At 62.5% G+C, this 17,486-nt stretch carries 16 protein-coding genes; 11 read left to right on the forward strand and 5 right to left on the reverse strand.

Going from position 1 to position 17,486, the window contains the following annotated elements:
- Window positions 1-52 precede the first annotated feature (52 nt).
- A complete protein-coding gene (locus AC0IYN_RS27465; RefSeq protein WP_457249097.1) occupies window positions 53-1,153 on the forward strand; it encodes a GNAT family N-acetyltransferase/peptidase C39 family protein in 1,101 nt (366 codons plus the stop codon).
- On the opposite strand, the gene sfnG is transcribed toward AC0IYN_RS27465, so the two are convergent.
- Window positions 1,137-2,222, reverse strand: coding sequence for a dimethylsulfone monooxygenase SfnG (gene sfnG / locus AC0IYN_RS27470; RefSeq protein ID WP_078048157.1), 1,086 nt, complete (start codon window positions 2,220-2,222; stop codon window positions 1,137-1,139). The two genes, AC0IYN_RS27465 and sfnG, sit on opposite strands and share 17 nt — an antisense overlap.
- A gap of 254 nt (window positions 2,223-2,476) precedes the next feature.
- Here sfnG and AC0IYN_RS27475 point away from each other — a divergent pair, with 254 nt between their 5' ends.
- Window positions 2,477-3,709: an acyl-CoA dehydrogenase family protein gene (locus AC0IYN_RS27475; RefSeq protein ID WP_406598288.1), complete on the forward strand. Its 1,233-nt coding sequence runs from the start codon at window positions 2,477-2,479 to the stop codon at window positions 3,707-3,709.
- Between the two features lie 778 nt (window positions 3,710-4,487).
- On the opposite strand, the gene AC0IYN_RS27480 is transcribed toward AC0IYN_RS27475, so the two are convergent.
- A complete protein-coding gene (locus AC0IYN_RS27480) occupies window positions 4,488-5,273 on the reverse strand; it encodes a sulfite exporter TauE/SafE family protein (protein WP_457248609.1) in 786 nt (261 codons plus the stop codon).
- Window positions 5,274-5,364: 91 nt separating this feature from the next.
- Window positions 5,365-6,135, reverse strand: a complete 771-nt coding sequence (locus AC0IYN_RS27485) for a class I SAM-dependent methyltransferase (RefSeq protein WP_457248608.1) — start codon at window positions 6,133-6,135, stop codon at window positions 5,365-5,367.
- Between the two features lie 138 nt (window positions 6,136-6,273).
- Between AC0IYN_RS27485 and AC0IYN_RS27490 the strand changes: the two genes are divergently transcribed.
- From AC0IYN_RS27490 to AC0IYN_RS27500, 3 genes are all read left to right on the forward strand, one after another.
- The gene (locus AC0IYN_RS27490; RefSeq protein ID WP_406597396.1) at window positions 6,274-6,795 is read left to right on the forward strand and encodes a DUF3455 domain-containing protein; all 522 of its coding nucleotides are present in this window, start codon (window positions 6,274-6,276) and stop codon (window positions 6,793-6,795) included.
- A gap of 145 nt (window positions 6,796-6,940) precedes the next feature.
- The gene (locus AC0IYN_RS27495) at window positions 6,941-7,465 is read left to right on the forward strand and encodes a sigma-70 family RNA polymerase sigma factor (RefSeq protein ID WP_406597480.1); all 525 of its coding nucleotides are present in this window, start codon (window positions 6,941-6,943) and stop codon (window positions 7,463-7,465) included.
- Window positions 7,462-8,130 carry an anti-sigma factor gene (locus AC0IYN_RS27500; RefSeq protein WP_406597397.1) on the forward strand — a complete coding sequence of 223 codons (669 nt, stop codon included), beginning with the start codon at window positions 7,462-7,464 and terminating at the stop codon, window positions 8,128-8,130. Before AC0IYN_RS27495 ends, AC0IYN_RS27500 begins: the two co-directional genes overlap by 4 nt.
- On the opposite strand, the gene AC0IYN_RS27505 is transcribed toward AC0IYN_RS27500, so the two are convergent.
- Together AC0IYN_RS27505 and AC0IYN_RS27510 are read right to left on the reverse strand one after the other, a co-directional pair.
- Window positions 8,131-9,432 (reverse strand): ATP-binding protein, encoded by a 1,302-nt coding sequence (locus tag AC0IYN_RS27505; RefSeq protein ID WP_471844224.1) that lies wholly within the window; start codon window positions 9,430-9,432, stop codon window positions 8,131-8,133.
- A 3-nt stretch (window positions 9,433-9,435) separates the two neighbouring features.
- Window positions 9,436-10,137 (reverse strand): response regulator, encoded by a 702-nt coding sequence (locus AC0IYN_RS27510; RefSeq protein WP_159959117.1) that lies wholly within the window; start codon window positions 10,135-10,137, stop codon window positions 9,436-9,438.
- Between the two features lie 171 nt (window positions 10,138-10,308).
- Here AC0IYN_RS27510 and AC0IYN_RS27515 point away from each other — a divergent pair, with 171 nt between their 5' ends.
- From AC0IYN_RS27515 to AC0IYN_RS27540, 6 genes are all read left to right on the forward strand, one after another.
- Window positions 10,309-11,466, forward strand: coding sequence for an efflux RND transporter periplasmic adaptor subunit (locus AC0IYN_RS27515; RefSeq protein WP_406597399.1), 1,158 nt, complete (start codon window positions 10,309-10,311; stop codon window positions 11,464-11,466).
- Between the two features lie 18 nt (window positions 11,467-11,484).
- On the forward strand, window positions 11,485-14,577 hold the full coding sequence (locus tag AC0IYN_RS27520) for a multidrug efflux RND transporter permease subunit (protein WP_406597400.1): 3,093 nt from the start codon (window positions 11,485-11,487) through the stop codon (window positions 14,575-14,577).
- 130 nt (window positions 14,578-14,707) lie between these two features.
- Window positions 14,708-15,103 carry a hypothetical protein gene (locus AC0IYN_RS27525; protein ID WP_214497656.1) on the forward strand — a complete coding sequence of 132 codons (396 nt, stop codon included), beginning with the start codon at window positions 14,708-14,710 and terminating at the stop codon, window positions 15,101-15,103.
- A 127-nt stretch (window positions 15,104-15,230) separates the two neighbouring features.
- Window positions 15,231-15,872 carry a DUF1345 domain-containing protein gene (locus AC0IYN_RS27530; RefSeq protein WP_406597401.1) on the forward strand — a complete coding sequence of 214 codons (642 nt, stop codon included), beginning with the start codon at window positions 15,231-15,233 and terminating at the stop codon, window positions 15,870-15,872.
- Between the two features lie 73 nt (window positions 15,873-15,945).
- Window positions 15,946-16,785: an AraC family ligand binding domain-containing protein gene (locus AC0IYN_RS27535; protein WP_471844228.1), complete on the forward strand. Its 840-nt coding sequence runs from the start codon at window positions 15,946-15,948 to the stop codon at window positions 16,783-16,785.
- 54 nt (window positions 16,786-16,839) lie between these two features.
- Window positions 16,840-17,427: a LysE family translocator gene (locus AC0IYN_RS27540; RefSeq protein WP_406597403.1), complete on the forward strand. Its 588-nt coding sequence runs from the start codon at window positions 16,840-16,842 to the stop codon at window positions 17,425-17,427.
- Window positions 17,428-17,486: the final 59 nt, after the last annotated feature.

Consider the following 17,486-nt stretch of genomic DNA (forward strand, 5'->3'; position numbering starts at 1 on the left):
CACGATCTTTTAGAGAAGTCCCGTTTCGTTACGCAACTTTTACGGCGGTCATATGGCTCTTTGCTTTCGCGTTGCAACCCCCTGCGATGTGCCCGAATTGGTGGCACTGGAACAGCACTGTTTCACCACCGACCGGCTGTCTACGCGCAGTTTCCAGTGGATGATCAGCCGCGCCCACGGCCAGTTGCTGGTGGCGGAAAATGACGGGCAGTTGCTTGGCTACGCGCTGGTGCTGTTCCACCGGGGCACCTCGCTGGCGCGCCTGTATTCCATCGCCATCGCCGCGCACGCGCGCGGCTTGGGGCTGGGCAAACAGTTGCTCGCCCGCATCGAAGCCATTGCCGTGGACCACGACTGCGCCTACCTGCGCCTGGAAGTGCGCGCCGATAACCCCGGCGCCCTTGCCTTGTATGAGCGCAATGGCTACCGGCGCTTCGCCCTCATCAACGACTACTACGAAGACCACACCGCCGCCCTGCGCCTGGAGAAACGCATCGTCCAGCATCAGGATGCGCGCCCGCAAAGCGTGCCGTATTACCAGCAGACCACCGACTTCACCTGTGGCGCCGCCTGCCTACTGATGGCCATGGGCGCGCTGGTGCCTGCGCGCGTGGCGCAACGGCGTGAAGAGCTGCAGATCTGGCGCGAAGCGACCACCGTGTTCATGACCGCCGGCCATGGCGGCTGCAGCCCCCAAGGGCTGGCGCTCGCTGCCTGGCGCCGGGGCTTCGCGGTGCGCATGCAGGTGAATGTGCGCGGGCCGCTGTTTCTGGACGGTGTGCGTGATGCACATAAAAAGGACGTCATGCGCCTGGTACACGAGGCGTTCGAAGAGGAATTGGCCGGCAGTGGTGTCGAGCAAGTGTTCGGCGGCGCGTTGGACTTGCCCCAGGTACTGCGCGACGGCGGCCAGCCGCTGGTGTTGATCAGCAGCTACCGCCTCACACGGTCCAAGTCACCGCACTGGGTGATGGTCACCGATTGCGACGAAGACTTCGTCTACCTTCACGACCCGGACGTGGACCATAGCCAGCACCGCCAACCCCTGGACTGCCAGCATTTGCCGGTCAGCCATGGGGAGTTCGAGCGCATGTGCCGGTTTGGCAACAACAAACTGCGCGCGGCGGTGGTGGTCTTCAAGCCACCTGCTTGATCGCAGCCTTGGCTTCCAGTTCGCGCACCAGCGGCAACACGCGTTTGCCGAAGTATTCGACTTCTTCCTGGAAGTGCAGGAAACCCGCAAGCACCAGGTCCACCCCCACCGCCTTCAGCGCGACAATGCGCTCGGCGATCTGCTGCGGTGTGCCGATCAAGTTGGTCTTGAAGCCATCGTTGTACTGCACCAGGTCTTCAAAGCTGGACTTGGCCCAGTTGCCCTCGCCTTCGGGTGAGGCCTTGCCGGCCTGCTTGGCCGCATCACCAAAGGCATTCACGGCTTCCGGGTCGGCCTTGTCGATGATCTCCGCCAGCACGGCGCGGGCTTCTTCCTCGGTGTCGCGGGCGATCACGAAAGCGTTGACGCCGACCTTGACCGAATGGTTATTGGCCGCCGCCTTGGCGCGAATATCGTCGACCTGGGCCTTGATGCCTTCCGGGGTGTTGCCGTTGGTGAAGTACCAGTCCGACACCCGTGCGGCCATGTCCCGTGCCGCCCGTGAACTGCCGCCCTGGAACACTTCCGGCTGGCCCAGTGGCTTGGGCTTGAGGGTGTAATGGTTGAAACGGTAGAAATCGCCCTTGAAGGTGAAGTCGTCCTGGGTCCAGATGCCTTTGAGGGCGCGGATGAATTCTTCGGAACGGCGATAGCGTTCGTCGTGCTCCAGCCAATGTTCGCCGATGGCCTGGAATTCGCCCTTGAACCAGCCGCTGACGATATTCACCGCGATGCGGCCGTTGGTGAGCTGGTCGATGGTCGCCAGTTGCTTGGCTGCGAGCGCCGGTTGCCATGGGCCAGGCAGTATCGCAGCGATCACCTTGAGGGTGGTGGTCGCCGCCAGCAGCGCATGGCTGAACGCCACGGACTCATGCTGGTTTTCGGCGCCGTAGCCGGCGGTGAAGCGGATCTGGGTGAGGCCGTATTCAAAGCCGGCGGCTTCGGCCAGTTGCGCCAGTTTGCGGTTGTAGTCGATGCCCCAGTGGGTGCGTTGCTCGATCTTGCTGACCACCAGCCCACCGCTGACGTTGGGCACCCAATAGGCAAATTTCACGGCTTGCTGACTCATCTAACAGTACCTCGCACAAAGGGATGTACCTAGCGCTTGAGCAGCAAGCGTGCCAGGCCCGGGAAACGCCCGTGCCAGGTGCGCGGCGCGCAATGCCGGGTGCCGACGCCGATGTCGCATACTGTGCTGGTTTGTCGATCAGCTGTTGCCAGGGCAACAGTGGCTGGAGACTTTACCCCGCAAACACGGGCGCCGACACCCGGCACGGACTGTGCAATCTACCCTGTATTGATCACTGCCCAGGAACCTTGCCCATGACCGAACAACACGTCATCAACCCGCTGTCCACCGGCGTCGACTACCCGACCCTGGCCGCACGCTTCCGGCCGATTTTCCAGCGCATCGCAGAAGGCGCCGTAGAGCGTGAACACACACGCACCCTGCCCTACGCACCGATCCAGTGGCTGAAAGAGGCCGGCTTTGGCGCGGTGCGCGTGCCGGCGGAATACGGCGGGGGCGGCGCCTCCCTGCCGCAGTTGTTCGAGCTGCTGATCGAACTGGCCGAAGCCGACTCCAACGTACCCCAGGCCCTGCGTGGGCACTTTGCCTTTGCCGAAGACCGCCTGAATGCACCGCCCAGCGCCGGCCGCGACCTGTGGTTCAAGCGTTTCGTGGACGGCGATATCGTCGGCTGCGCCTGGACCGAAATCGGCAACGTGGCCATCGGCGACGTGGTCACCCAGGTCAGCCCCGACGGCGACCGCTGGAAGCTCAACGGCGAAAAGTTCTACAGCACCGGCAGTCTATTCGCCGACTGGATCGACGTGTACGCCCAACGCAGCGACACCGGCGCGGACGTGATCGCCGCCACCCGCGCCCGCCAGCCTGGGGTGGTGCACAGCGACGACTGGGACGGCTTTGGCCAGCGCACTACGGGCAGCGGCACCTCGCGCTTTACCGATGCGGTGGTAGAGGCGGACAACGTCATCGACTTTTCTACCCGGTTCAAATACCAGACCGCGTTTTACCAATTGGTGCTACTGGCCAGCCTGGCCGGTATCGGCCGCGCGGCGCTGCGTGACGTGGCGCATCAGGTGCGCAGCCGCAAGCGTATCTACAGCCATGGCAATGCGGCTCATGTCAGCCAGGATTCGCAGATTCTACAGGTGGTGGGCGAAGTGGCTGCCCTGGTGTACGCCGCCGAGGCCAGCGCGCTGAAAGCGACGCTGCCGGCGCAACGGGCGTATGTGGCGCGGTTTGGTGGGGATGAGGGGGTGGAGCGTGAGGCCAACGTGGCGGCTGAGATTGAGTCGGCTACGGCGCAGGTGGTGGTGTCGGAGTTGATACAGCGTGCGACCAGTGAGTTGTTTAATGCACTGGGAGCTTCGGATGTGCGTCAGGGTAAGGCGCTGGATCGGCATTGGCGTAATGCACGGACGGTGTCGTCGCACAATCCGGTGATTTACAAGGCGCGGATTGTGGGGGATTGGGTGGTGAATGGGGTTGAGCCGCCGTTTGTTTGGCAGATTGGGAATGGGCGGGGTTGAGCCTGGGTTTTGAGGGTATATCCGTTGCTGCGGTCACGGCGGCTTATGGTTCCGCTCTTACAGCGGCTCACTTTTGAACAGCGCAAAAGTAAGCAAAACGCTCTTGCCCCAACACTCGGCACCTCGCCTAGGCTCGGTGTGCCCGTAATCCGACAGTGATTTGGGGGGCCGCCGCCACGCGCCATCCATGGCGCGGGGCGGCTAAACCGGCATCCCTGCCGGTTTACCCCCCAAATCCCTGCCGAATTCCGGCCAGCGTGTTTGACGGGGCGCCTAAGATCAAAATCAAAAGCAAAAGCACAGCGGCCTGACAGCCGGCTTGAGTGGTGTAGAGCAAAGGCAGAAGCAAACGCGGTCCCGTAGGAGCCGGCTTTCCGGCGATGGTCTTCAACGATGACGCTTGGGCACCAGACAAAACGCGGCGATCTCACGTTTTTCGCCGGCAAGCCGGCTCCTACAGGGACCGCGTATCTACGATGCGAAGCGAGTCGCTCTTGATCTTGATCTTGATCTGAGGCGCCCCGTCAAACACGCTGGCCGAACGCAGGCTTGAATCCGTGGGTAACCCGGCAGGACGCCGGGTTAGCCGTCCTGGGCCAAGGATGGCCCATGACGGCGGCCCACGGATTCAAGCCGGAGTGAGGGCACACCGAGCCTAAGCGAGGTGCCGAGTGTTGGGGCAAGAGCCCTTTGCTTACTTTGGGGCTTTTCCAAAGTGAGCCGCTGTAAGAGCGGAACCATAGGCCGCCGTTACCCAAATAACGGATATGCTCCCAAATCAAAACGCCAACTTATAACCAATGGCCATCAACATGACCGCCAAACAAGGCCGCAACACCCCATCTGGCAGCTTGCCAGTCATATGACTGCCAATGTAGATCCCCGGCAACGACCCCATCAACAGAAACCCGAGCAAATGCCAGTCCATGTTCCCCATGCTGGCATGCCCAAGCCCCGCCACCAGGGTCAGCGGCACAGCATGCGCGATCTCAGTCCCCACCAACCGCCGCGTAGCCAGGAACGGATACAGAATAAACAACGCCACAGTCCCCAACGCCCCCGCGCCAATGGAGGTCAGCGCCACCATGGTACCGAGGATCGCCCCCGTCACCACCGTCAGCACATTCAGATTGCGCGGGCTCATGTGATAGTCATCACCCGCGTGCCGCTGGGCAAACGCCAACAGGCTTTTCTTGAACAGAATCGCCAAGGCCGTCAGCAGCAACACCACACCGAGCGCCTGCTTGATCACCGCGTTCATGGCACTGGGGTCGGTATGCAAGCTGGCCAGGAACCAAAGGGTCAGCAACACCGCAGGCACGCTGCCCAAGGTCAGCCAGCCAGTGATGGTCCAGTCGATATTCTTGTTCTTGCTGTGCACCAGTACGCCACCGGACTTGGTGATGGCCGCGTACAACAAGTCGGTGCCCACCGCCGTGGCGGGGTTGATGCCGAACCACAGCAGGATCGGGGTCATCAACGAGCCCCCACCCACACCGGTCATTCCCACGATAAAACCAACGATCAGGCCAGCAACCACAAACCCAACATTACCCACATCCATTACAGCTACCTGCGGCCTTATAAATTTCTGGCCGCAGGATAGCGATTTTTCTTATAACGACTTATATCAATATGATCTGACTTTATGCCTTTTAGCTCAGGCGGTGACAGACGTAGGCCTGGGTCTGATACGGGAAGGCCACCGTGTCCCGCCCCTTCAACGCCGGATGGGTCTCGATCAGCGCCTGCAACTGTGCGGTGACAGCGGCCTTGGGCCCATCTGCCAGCGCGGCAATAAAGCTCACGGAGAGGAACCGGTCCATGATCACTTCCTGAGGGCTGCCCACATGGCTGTAGGGAAAACAGGTCACTTCGGGCTCGGAAAAGTACTTGCCGGTGAAGGCTTCACGCCAACGCCCGGTATGAAAACGCGGGGTATCGCCCTCATAGGGGGTGATGATGTCGGTGATGGCCGCGACCCAATCCACCGATTCATCCCGCACGTTCCACACCAGGCCAAGGCGGCCTTGGGGCTTGAGCACGCGGTGGATTTCCGCCAGGGCCGCCTCGGTGGAAAACCAGTGGAATGCCTGGGCACACACCACCGCGTCCGCGCTGGCGCAGGGCAATGGGATGGACTCAGCGGTGCCATTGACCAAGCGCACATCGGGCAGCAGTTTGGTCAACTGCGCGCCCATGGCCGCCACGGGCTCGACGGCAGTCAACGTCGGTGCCAGGGTGCTGAGCAAACGGGTGAACTTGCCGGTGCCGGCGCCCAGGTCAATCACACTCGACTGGGCATCGATGCGTAATGTCTCGGCCAGCCAGCCGGTGAGTTGCCTAGGATAGTCCGGCCGGCCTTGGGCGTAGGTGACGGCCTGGGTAGAGAAACCTTGTTGAGCAGACGTGTGTACACCAGCCATTGCCAATCTCTCCTCGGGTAAAGCGGGGGCACAGTGTGCGCCCTCCCGACTTTATTTTCTAATCGCTGCATCCAATCCTGCGTGCCGTGGGTAGTCCTTTCAGTCACCCCGCTGTTTTACTGAAATGGAGAAGTACCCATGAACGCTAAAGCACTGTTCTGCCTCACCACCCTGCTCGCTGCGGCACCTGTCGCCTTTGCCCAGACCGGCTTGCCCGACAGCATCAAGGTGCCGGACGGCCACAAGGTCGCGCTGGAAACCACCGGCGTCGGCGAAATCACCTATGAGTGCCGTGACAAGGCCAACGCCGCCGGCCAGACCGAGTGGACCTTTGTCGGCCCCAAGGCGGTATTGAATGACCGCAGCGGCAAGCAAGTGGGCACCTACTTCGGCCCACCGGCTACGTGGCAGGCCAAGGACGGTTCGAAAATCACCGGCACCCAGCTGGCTGTAGCGCCGTCCGGTGCGGGCAACCTGCCCTATCAGCTGGTCAAGGCTAACCCGGCCGAAGGCAAGGGTGCGATGAGTGGCGTGAGCTACATCCAGCGGGTCGCCCTTAAAGGTGGCGTGGCGCCGAGCAGTGAATGCACCGCAGCCAACAAGGGCAAGCAAGAAGTGGTCAAGTACCAGGCCGACTACATTTTTTGGGCGGCCAACTGAGCAAAGTCGGCTACGCTGCCCCCTGTAGCTTGCCGGCGATGGCGACGTGTCAGTCGACACATCAGTGACTGCCCCGCCGCTATCGCGGCAAGCCGGTTCCTACAGGGGATGGCGCTGGTGATTAAGGTGGTGGAAATACGTGTCCTTGCCTGATGTGGATTTTGATTACGACGCCTGTCTGACAGCGTGCGCCCGTGGCGATCAACGCGCGTTGCGCCAGCTCTATGAGCAAGACAGCAGCCGCTTGCTCGGCGTGGCGCTGCGCATCGTCAGGGACAAGTCCCTGGCAGAAGACATCGTGCATGATGCGTTCATCAAGATCTGGCGCGGCGCCGGCAGTTTCGACCCCGGTCGCGGCTCGGCCCGTGGCTGGGTGTTCAGTGTCACCCGGCACCTGGCGCTGAATGTCGTGCGCAATCACTACCGTGAAGTGCCACTGGGCGACGAGCACGAATCCGTCAGCACCGATTCATTTGAATTCGGCGCGCGCCCCGGGCAAGTCCACACCTGCCTGGAGCAGCTCGACCCGGCCCGTCGCACCTGCATCCTGCATGCCTATGTCGACGGTTATTCCCACAGCGAAATCGCCCGGAAACTGGACACCCCGCTGGGAACCGTCAAAGCCTGGATCAAACGTAGCCTCGCCGCGCTGCGGGAGTGCATGGCATGAGCAACCCACTGGACGAACTGGCCAGCGAATATGTACTGGGCACCCTGCCCGGCGAACAGCGCGCCGACGTGGAACAACGCCTCGCTCACGATGCCGAGTTACGCGCCGCCGTGGACGCCTGGGAGCACCGCCTGCTGCCCCTGACGGCGTTGGCGGAGCCGGTGCCACCCTCCCCTGAATTATGGCGACGCATCGAACGCCACACCGCCAGCGCCCGTACACCCTGGTGGGACCTGCTGGCGGTGTGGCGTGGCCTGGCCGGTGCCGGGCTGCTGACCACACTGGCACTGGCGGCGCTGCTGCTGACGCGCCCGCCCAGCACCGAGGCCCGTTTTGTCGTGGTGCTGGTGGCGCCGCAAAGCCAGGCGCCGGGCTGGGTGATCCAGGCGAGCAATGATCAGCAAATCCAATTGATCCCGTTGGGCGTGATGGAAGTGCCATCCGACAAGGCCCTGCAGTTCTGGACCAAAGGCGACGGCTGGCAAGGCCCGGTGTCCCTGGGCCTGGTCAAGCCGGGCCAGACGCTGTCGGTGCCGCTGGACAAGCTGCCGCCGCTGACACAAAACCAACTGTTCGAGCTGACCCTGGAAGACCCACGTGGCTCGCCGACCGGCAAGCCCACCGGGCCGATCCAGGCCATCGGCCGCGCAGTCAAGGTGCTCTGATCAGGCGACGTTGGGCAACCAGACGCGAAACCGCGCGCCGCCCAAGGGCGAGGCCAACGCCGTCAAGGTGCCGCCCTGGGCTTCCAGGGCGCGCCGGCTGATGGCCAGCCCCAGGCCGAAACCGCCGGTGGCGCGGTCGCGGCTGCGGTCCAGGCGGTAGAACGGCTCGAAGATGCGTTCGCGCTGGTCCAGCGGGATGCCAATGCCGTCATCATCCACCCAGATTCCACAGCCCTTGGCACACACCTTCACGCCGACCTGGATGCGCTTGTCGCAGTAGCGCGTGGCATTGCGCAGCAGGTTCTGCAAGGCACGGGCGGTGAGGCGCGGGTCGAGGCTGAAGCGCTCCACGGCGCAATCGAGCGCCACGTCGATGACGATCTCGGGGTTCTCCAGTTCGTCATCAACGCTGCCGAGCACGCTGTCGATAAACTCGTCGAGCATCACCTCGACCCGCTCGGGCAATTGCGCCGGGTTTTGCAGGCGGCTATAGGACAGCAACTCCAGCACCAGCTCATCCAGCTCACGAATATGCGCCACCAGGCTTTGCAGGCGCTCGCGGCTGGCTTCGGGCAGGTCTTCGGAGAGCGCCAGGGCCAGGCCGAAATCCAGGCGAGTGAGCGGCGTGCGCAGTTCGTGGGAGACGGCATTGAGCAGGTCGCGCTGCTGATTGAGCAGGTGTTCGATGTCGTCGGCCATGGTGTCGAACACCGAGGCCAGGCTGCCGATGCTGGAGCTGGCCGGAATGCGCGTGCGCTCGGCCAGGTTGCCCTGGCCCAGTTGCCCGGCGGTGCTTTTCAGGCGTTCCAGGTCACGCCAGTGCGGGCGCAGCCACACCAGCAGGCAGGCCAGCAGCGCAGCAACAATCAGCACGTTGATCGCCCAGTACAGCACGTTCATGTCCATCGGATCGGGCGGCACCGTCAGCTTGACCACGAATTGCTCGTTGATCGGCGAGCTGATTTCCTCCATCCAGCCCCACTCTCCCAGGCGCACCACCGGCTTGCCCTGCTCCAGCAACTGTTCTTCCAGGGGGGTGTAGCTGGCGTCCTGGCGCAGCAGCAATTGCACTTTCAGCGGCGCGAAGTCACGGCCCAGTTGCTCGGTCACCTGTGACCAGCGCTCCACCGGCGCGCGCAGGTATTGCTTGACGATCAGCTTCTGCTGGCCGCGTGTCTGCTCGATGTTGTAGTCCATGTAGCGGTGTTCGAACAGTTGGATCACCAACGAGGGGATCAGGTAGATCGCCGCACTGTAGGTGACGATGGTGATCAGGTAGAGACGCAGCAAGACACGAAACATGGGTCAGCATTCCCACTCGGAACGGCTGAACAAGTAGCCCTTGCCCCACACCGTCTTGATCTTGCGCGCTTCACCGGCGTTGTCGTCGAACTTGCGGCGCAGCTTGGAGATGGCCACGTCTACCGAACGGTCGGTGCCATTGAACTCGATACCGCGCAGACGTTGCAGGATCTGGTCGCGGCTGAGCACTTCGCCGGCATGCCGGGCCAGCACCACCAGCAGGTTGTATTCGCCGCTGGACAGTTCCACCGCCTGCTCGCGCCAGGTCACGGTGCGCTCCGACAGGTCGATGCACAGGTTGCCCATGATGATCTGGTCGTTCGCCACCTGGGGCTCGGACAGGCTGCTGCGGCGCAACAGCGTACGCACACGGGCGAGCAGCACGCGCGGCTCGCAGGGCTTGGTCACGTAGTCGTCGGCGCCCATCTCCAGGCCCAGCACCTGGTCGTGACTGTCGTCGCGTGCGGTGAGCATCAGGATCGGCAGGCCCGCCGAGTCGGCACGCAGCAGGCGGCAGACCTGCAGGCCGTCAAGGCCGGGCAGCATCAGGTCGAGGATCACCAGGTCCGGCGGGTTGAGGCGCGCGCGTTCGCGAACGTGGTCGCCACGGCTGAGCACGCTGACGTGGTAGCCATTGCGTTCCAGGTAGCTGGCAATCAGCTCGGAGAGTGCGGCGTCGTCTTCCACCAGGAGGATGTTGGGCATGGTGTTTCCAAATAATGCGGTTTGTTGGTGTGGTGCAGGATTGTGCAAGGATATACGCCCCCGGCGCCCCGCGCGCCGCACCTTACATTTCTTCACACACCACCTACACAGCTTCACAGCACCACGGCGCAGGTGACTTTAGGATGCGCCGGTCAATATTGGGATAAGAGCATGTCGAAGAATCTGTTTGCGCCGTTTTGCCTGCTGGCCCTCACCCTTGCCCTGAGCGCGTGCGACAAGTCCGCCGCCGAGGCACCGGAAATGCCGCTGGCCAAAGTGCGCATCGAAACCCTGGCCGCCAAACCCCTGTCCATCACCAGCGAACTGAGCGGGCGCATTGCCGCGCCGCGCATTGCCGAGGTACGTGCACGGGTCGCTGGCGTCGTCATGCAACGGGTGTTCAAGGAAGGCCACGACGTGAAACAGGGCGACGTGCTGTTTCGCATTGACCCTGCACCCTTCAAGGCCGACCTCGACAGCGCCCAGGCCAACCTGAGCAAGGCCGAGGCCAATGCCTTCCAGGCGCGCCTGCAAGAGCAGCGCTACAGCCAGTTGGTGGAAGGCAACGCCATCAGTGGCCAGGACTACGACAACGCCCGCGCCGCCGTGCGCCAGACCAACGCCGAAGTCGCCGCCAACAAGGCCGCCGTCGAGCGCGCCAAGCTAAACCTGGGCTACGCCACCGTCACCGCCCCGATTTCCGGGCGCATTGGCCGTGCGCTGGTGACCGAAGGCGCGCTGGTTGGCCAGAACGAGGCCACGCCGCTGGCGATCATCCAGCAACTGGACCCGATTCACGCCGACCTGACCCAGTCCACCCGCGAGCTGAATGACCTGCGCCGCGCCTTCCGCGCCGGCAGCTTGAAGCAGGTCGGCCAGGACCAGGCCAAGGCCACGCTGATCCAGGACGACGGCAGCCTCTACCCGTTGCCGGGCAAATTGCTCTTTGCCGAGATCAGCGTCGACCCCGGCACCGGCCAGATCATCCTGCGCAGCGAGTTCCCCAACCCCGATCTCGACCTGCTGCCCGGCAGCTTTGTGCGGGTGCGCCTGGAGCAAGCCGTCGACAAGCAAGGCATCAGCGTGCCGCAACGCGCCATCACCCGTGACAGCGCCGGTATCCCGATGGTGCTGTTGCTGGACGCCGAGCAGACCGTTAGCCAGCAGCCGGTGGAGTTGGGCGCAGTGATCGAAGACCGCTGGATCGTCAGCAGTGGCCTCAAGCCTGGCGACCGTATCGTCGTCGAGGGCCTGCAACACGCGCGCCCCGGTGAAAAAGTCGAAGTGGACGACAGCCCCGCGCCGAATGCCCAGGCCTCTGTCCGCTAAGGAAAGGAATCAAACGCCATGCCGCAGTTCTTTATCGACCGCCCGATTTTCGCCTGGGTGGTGGCCCTGTTTATCCTGCTGGCCGGTGCGCTCGCCATCCCGCAGTTGCCGGTGGCCCAGTACCCCAACGTCGCGCCGCCGAAAGTCGAAATCTATGCCGTGTACCCCGGCGCTTCGGCGCAGACGTTGGACGAAAGCGTGGTCAGCCTGATCGAGCAGGAGCTCAACGGCGCCGACCACCTGCTGTACTTCGAATCCCAGAGCAGCCTGGGCTCGGCCACCATTACCGCCACTTTCCAACCGGGCACCAACCCGGAAATGGCCCAGGTGGACGTGCAAAACCGCCTCAAGGCCGTGGAACCGCGCCTGCCGCAGGCCGTGACCCAGCAAGGCTTGCAGGTGGAAAAAGTTTCCGCCGGCTTCCTGCTGCTGGTCACCCTGACCTCCAGCGACGGCAAGCTCGACGACGTGGCGCTCAGCGACTACCTGGCGCGCAACGTGATGAACGAGCTCAAGCGCCTGGACGGCGTGGGCAAGGCGCAGTTGTATGGCGCCGAGCGGGCCATGCGTATCTGGATCGACCCGCAGAAGCTGATCGGCTTCAACTTGACGCCCGCCGATGTGAATGCCGCGATCAGCGCGCAGAACGCCCAGGTATCGGCGGGTAGCATCGGCGATCTGCCCGGTACCAACACCCAGGAAGTCACCGCGGCGATCCTGGTCAAGGGCCAGTTGTCCACGCCGGCCGAATTTGCCGATATCGTGCTCAAGGCCAACCCGGACGGCTCTACCGTGCGTATCGGCGATGTGGCGCGGGTGGAAGTCGGCAGCCAGGAGTACCAGTTCTCCACGCGCCTGAACGGCAAGCCCTCCACCGCCGTCAGCGTGCAACTGTCGCCCGGTGCCAACGCGCTGAGCACCGCCACGTTGGTGCGGGCAAAGATGGACGAGTTGTCGCGCTACTTCCCGGCCAATGTGGAATACAAGATTCCGTACGACACCTCGCCGTTCGTCAAAGTCTCGATCACCAAGGTGGTCTACACCCTGCTCGAAGCGATGGCGCTGGTGTTTGCGGTGATGTTCCTGTTCCTGCAGAACGTGCGCTACACCTTGATCCCGACGCTGGTGGTGCCGATTGCCCTGATGGGCACCTTTGCCACCATGCTGTTGCTGGGTTTCTCGATCAACGTACTGACCATGTTCGGCATGGTACTGGCCATCGGCATCCTGGTGGACGACGCCATTGTGGTGGTGGAGAACGTCGAACGCATCATGGCCACCGAGGGTCTGTCGCCCAAGGAAGCGACGAAAAAAGCCATGGGCCAGATCACCGGGGCCATCATCGGCATCACGCTGGTGCTGGTGGCGGTGTTCCTGCCGATGGCGTTCATGGCCGGTTCCGTGGGGGTTATCTACCAGCAATTCTCGCTGTCGATGGCCACCTCGATCCTGTTCTCGGCGTTTCTCGCCCTGACCTTGACCCCGGCCCTGTGCGCCACCTTGCTCAAGCCGATCGCCAAAGGCGAACACCATGCCAAGGGCGGTTTCTTTGGCTGGTTCAACCAGCGCTTTGAAAGCCTCACCGACCGCTATGAAGGCTGGGTGGCGTATGCCCTCAAGCGCAGCGGCCGCTACCTGTTGATTTACCTGGTGCTGCTGGTCGGCCTGGGATGGATGTTCAGCCGCCTGCCCTCCTCGTTCCTGCCGGTGGAAGACCAGGGCTACACCATCACCGATATCCAGCTGCCACCTGGCGCGAGCAAGAACCGTACGGTGCAGGTGGCCGAGCAGATCGAAGCGCATAACGCCGAGGAGCCTGGGGTGGGCGATACCACCATGATCATGGGCTTCAGTTTCTCCGGTTCGGGGCAGAACGCGGCACTGGCGTTTACCACGCTCAAGGATTGGTCGGAACGCGGCAGCGATGATTCCGCAGCGTCGATTGCCGACCGCGCCAACATGGCGTTCAGCGAACTCAAGGACGCGATTGCCTATGCGATCCTGCCACCGCCCGTGGATGGCCTGGGCACGTCCAGCGGCTTCGAGTTCCGCCTGCAGGACCGTGGTGGCGTCGGCCATGCCGCGTTGATGGCAGCCCGCACCGAGTTGCTGGCTGCCGCCGAGAAAAGCCCGATACTCGCCAACGTGCGTGAAAGCGCGCTGGCCGAAGCGCCGCAAGTGCAGTTGGAAGTCGATCGCAAGCAGGCCAATGCGCTGGGCGTGTCATTTGCCGATGTGGGCAATGTGCTCTCCTCAGCCATCGGTTCGGCCTACATCAACGACTTCCCCAACCAGGGACGCATGCAGCGCGTGGTGGTGCAGGCCGAAGGCGACCAGCGCAGCCAAGTGGCGGACTTGATGAAGATCAATGTGCGCAACAACGCCGGCAAGATGGTGCCACTGTCGGCCTTTGTCGAAGCCAAATGGACCCAGGGCCCGACCCAGTTGACGCGCTACAACGGCTACCCGGCCATCGCGATTTCCGGCGAAGCGGCACCGGGCCACAGTACCGGCGAGGCGATGGACGAGATCCAGCGCCTGGTCAGCCAACTGCCTGCCGGCCTGGGCCAGGAATGGACGGGCTTGTCGCTGCAGGAACGCCTGTCCGGCGCCCAGGCGCCGTTGCTGCTCGGCCTGTCGCTGCTGATCGTGTTCCTGTGCCTGGCGGCGTTGTATGAAAGCTGGTCGATCCCGACCTCGGTGCTGCTGGTGGTGCCGCTGGGCGTACTCGGTGCGGTACTGGCTGTGTCTTTGCGCGGCATGCCCAACGATGTGTTCTTCAAGGTCGGCTTGATCACCATCATCGGCCTCTCGGCGAAGAACGCGATCCTGATCATCGAGTTCGCCAAGGACCTGTACGACCAGGGCGAAGACCTGATCACCGCCACCTTGAAGGCCGCGCGGTTGCGCCTGCGGCCGATCATCATGACGTCCCTGGCGTTTATCCTCGGCGTGGTGCCGTTGGCGATTGCCACCGGGGCCAGCTCGGCAAGCCAACAGGCGATTGGTACCGGCGTTATCGGCGGGATGATCACCGCGACGCTGGCAGTGGTGTTTGTGCCGGTGTTTTTTGTGGTGGTGATGAAGTTGGTTAAAAAGCGCCGCGACTGATCGACGTCAACCGACGCAAGCCCACTGAAAAGAGCCCTTACAAACTGTCAATGTTGACAGTTTCGCAGGGTTCTTTTTCGTTTTAGTGTGCCTTTGTTCAATCCGAACGATCAGTAAAGAGAAGCTTCCCATGAGCGAACACTCAGGCTTACTGCTTTCCAACGGGTACCTGGCGGTAGGCATTGGAAACAGTTTTTTTGTCAGCGAAGACTTAACAGTAATCCATACGAGCCAATTGCTGCGTATTGAGGCACCGGGCACTGGAAACTCAGCCGGAAAATTCATCATCACGGTCAATAACCCTGGGAATGGTGGAACAGCCATACCGGTTGGTCCTGGCAACCCTTCGCAGCTCACCTACGAACGGTACGGCTATCCTACCCGCCATGCCGGTAGCGGAAGCATAACCTTCGTGTGGGACCCTACACGTAAAACGCTTGATGCGACGTTTGAAGCCGTCTTGGTTCCTGTCGCGCACTACCCCGCAGTCAAACTCACGGACGGCGCTATCCGTTACTTTGAATAAGCACGGCTGTAACCGCCATGTTTGATGGCCAGGACGTGCAACTGACAAAAAGGAGTGTTCGACGCAGTCAGTCAGGGACTAAAGAATGCGCTATGGTGCTCGCAGAGACATTTCATTGTGAGCCGCCATGCCGTTCCTCGCCCGCACCCACCCTCGCCTCTCCGCCGCCGCCGTGCTCGGCCTTGCCGTCGGTATCCTGGTCCCCGCCGACGGCCTCATCAGCAAAATCCTCATCGGCTGGAATGCCGGGGTCTGGACCTACCTGGTACTGATGCTATGGCTGACCCGGCGGGCCAAGGCCGAGGATGTGAAGCGCATCGCCGAAATCGAAGATGAAAATGCCGGGCTGGTGCTGTTCACGGTGTGCATCGCCGCTCTCGCCAGCCTGGCAACCATCACCTTCGAACTGGTGGGCAGCAAAGACCTGGCCACCTCGGAACGCCTGCTGCACTATGGTTTCACCGGGCTGACAGTGATCGGTTCGTGGTTGCTGATCGGGGTGATCTTCAGCGTGCATTACGCGCGCCTTTATTACACCTGGGACGGCAAGGAGCCGGCGCTGCGCTTTGCCGAAGGTTTGCAGACCCCCAACTATTGGGACTTCCTGTACTTTTCCTTCACCATCGGCGTGGCGGTGCAGACCTCGGATGTCGGGGTTGCCACCCGAGGCATGCGCAAGGTAGTGCTGGGTCAATCATTGATCGGTTTTCTGTTCAACACGGCGATCCTGGGGTTCTCGATCAATATCGCCGCTGGCTTGTTCGGTTGAGGCTGCACAAACCTTCTAGACGCTTATGCCCAGCTCGGCGTTAATGGCCTCACCTATTCCGCCTCGGTGTTTTATGGCCGCGCACAATTGGATCGACCTGTCCCAGGACGCCGACACCGGCATCGAGACCCTGCGCGCGCATTTCGAAGGCCATGCGTACGACCCGCATTGGCACGACAGCTACCTGATCGGCGTGACCGAGCAAGGCGTGCAGCAATTCAACTGCCGCCGCACTCGCCACCACAGTGTGCCCGGCCAGGTGTTCTTGGTGGAGCCCGGCGAACTGCATGACGGCGACGCGCCCACTGCCGACGGCTTCACTTACCACATGCTCTATCTCGACCCACAGTGGTTGGCGCGGGAAGTGAGTGCGGTGTTTGAAGAGGCGCCACTCGATAGCCAACTGAGTTTCGCCAACACCTTGACCAGCGACCCGCGCCTGGCCATCGCCACCAGTCAAGCTTTCCAGACCCTGCACAGCGGCGAACTGCGCATCGTACGTCAGCGGGCCATGGACCAATTGCTGGAGCGCCTCACCGGCCAACTCTATTGGCGCACCCGCTACCGCGAAGACCCGCGTCTGCCGCTGGTGGCCCACAAGGCACGAGAATACCTGCACGCCCATCTGCACGTTGATGTGGGCATGGACGAACTGGCCCTGGCCTGTGGCGTCGACCGTTTCCGCCTGACCCGTGCGTTCAAGAGCGCATTTGGCCTGCCCCCTCACGCCTATCTGGTGCAACTGCGCCTGGCCCGCGCCCGACATTTGCTGACCAGGGGCGAACAACCGGCGGACGTCGCGATTGCCCTGGGCTTTGCCGACCAGAGCCACTTGGGGCGTTGGTTTGTACGCGCCTACGGCCTCACACCTGCGGCCTACCGCAAGCGCTGCTCAAATCTTCCAGACAGGTAGCAAGCGGGCTTGTGAAGATCGACTCCATCGATTGGTTTATTGGAGTCTGCCGTCATGTTGCCGTTTATGTTGTTCGCCTTTGTGGCGTCGATCACCCCCGGCCCCACCAACATCCTGGTGCTGAGTAACAGCGCACGTCATGGCTTCAAGGCGGCCTTGCCGATCATTCTGGGTGCCTGCGCAGGTGCTGCGGGCCTGGTGTTGGTGGTGGGCAGCGGGTTTGGCCAGTCGTTGGTGCATGTGCCCAAGGTGCAAATGGCCATGCAATGGATCGGCATCGCCTGGTTGAGTTACCTGGCCTGGCAGATCTTCAGCGCGCCCGCCCAAGCCATCCACGTGCAAGCCAGCGAAAAGCCCCTTGGCCTGATCGGCGCCGCCAGCCTGCAGTTGATCAACCCGAAAACCTGGATGATGGCCCTGGCGGTGGTCAGCGTATTCGCTGACAACGGTGCTGAGCGCCAAAGCCAGGTGGTGTACCTGTCCCTGGTATTTTTCCTGATATCGCTGCCGTGCCTGGGCACTTGGGCGTTGCTGGGCGTGGGGTCGGCACGGCTGTTTCGTTCGGCCAAGGCGATGCAGCGTTTCAACCGGGGCATGGCGCTGTTGCTGCTGGTGGCGACTTGGCTGAGTGTGGTGGTTTGACGCACCGGCCATCCGACTTTGTCCGACAACAGCTTGACGACTTTCCTCATTTGATGGTT

The sequence above is a fragment of the Pseudomonas sp. AC112 genome (assembly GCF_979253545.1).

Coding starts and splice junctions, on each gene's coding strand:
- AC0IYN_RS27465 (WP_457249097.1), top strand. CDS start 53: ATGGCTCTTTGCTTTCGCGTTGCAACCCCCTGCGATGTGCCCGAATTG.
- sfnG (WP_078048157.1), bottom strand. CDS start 2,222: ATGAGTCAGCAAGCCGTGAAATTTGCCTATTGGGTGCCCAACGTCAGC.
- AC0IYN_RS27475 (WP_406598288.1), top strand. CDS start 2,477: ATGACCGAACAACACGTCATCAACCCGCTGTCCACCGGCGTCGACTAC.
- AC0IYN_RS27480 (WP_457248609.1), bottom strand. CDS start 5,273: ATGGATGTGGGTAATGTTGGGTTTGTGGTTGCTGGCCTGATCGTTGGT.
- AC0IYN_RS27485 (WP_457248608.1), bottom strand. CDS start 6,135: ATGGCTGGTGTACACACGTCTGCTCAACAAGGTTTCTCTACCCAGGCC.
- AC0IYN_RS27490 (WP_406597396.1), top strand. CDS start 6,274: ATGAACGCTAAAGCACTGTTCTGCCTCACCACCCTGCTCGCTGCGGCA.
- AC0IYN_RS27500 (WP_406597397.1), top strand. CDS start 7,462: ATGAGCAACCCACTGGACGAACTGGCCAGCGAATATGTACTGGGCACC.
- AC0IYN_RS27505 (WP_471844224.1), bottom strand. CDS start 9,432: ATGTTTCGTGTCTTGCTGCGTCTCTACCTGATCACCATCGTCACCTAC.
- AC0IYN_RS27510 (WP_159959117.1), bottom strand. CDS start 10,137: ATGCCCAACATCCTCCTGGTGGAAGACGACGCCGCACTCTCCGAGCTG.
- AC0IYN_RS27515 (WP_406597399.1), top strand. CDS start 10,309: ATGTCGAAGAATCTGTTTGCGCCGTTTTGCCTGCTGGCCCTCACCCTT.
- AC0IYN_RS27520 (WP_406597400.1), top strand. CDS start 11,485: ATGCCGCAGTTCTTTATCGACCGCCCGATTTTCGCCTGGGTGGTGGCC.
- AC0IYN_RS27525 (WP_214497656.1), top strand. CDS start 14,708: ATGAGCGAACACTCAGGCTTACTGCTTTCCAACGGGTACCTGGCGGTA.
- AC0IYN_RS27530 (WP_406597401.1), top strand. CDS start 15,231: ATGCCGTTCCTCGCCCGCACCCACCCTCGCCTCTCCGCCGCCGCCGTG.
- AC0IYN_RS27535 (WP_471844228.1), top strand. CDS start 15,946: ATGGCCGCGCACAATTGGATCGACCTGTCCCAGGACGCCGACACCGGC.
- AC0IYN_RS27540 (WP_406597403.1), top strand. CDS start 16,840: ATGTTGCCGTTTATGTTGTTCGCCTTTGTGGCGTCGATCACCCCCGGC.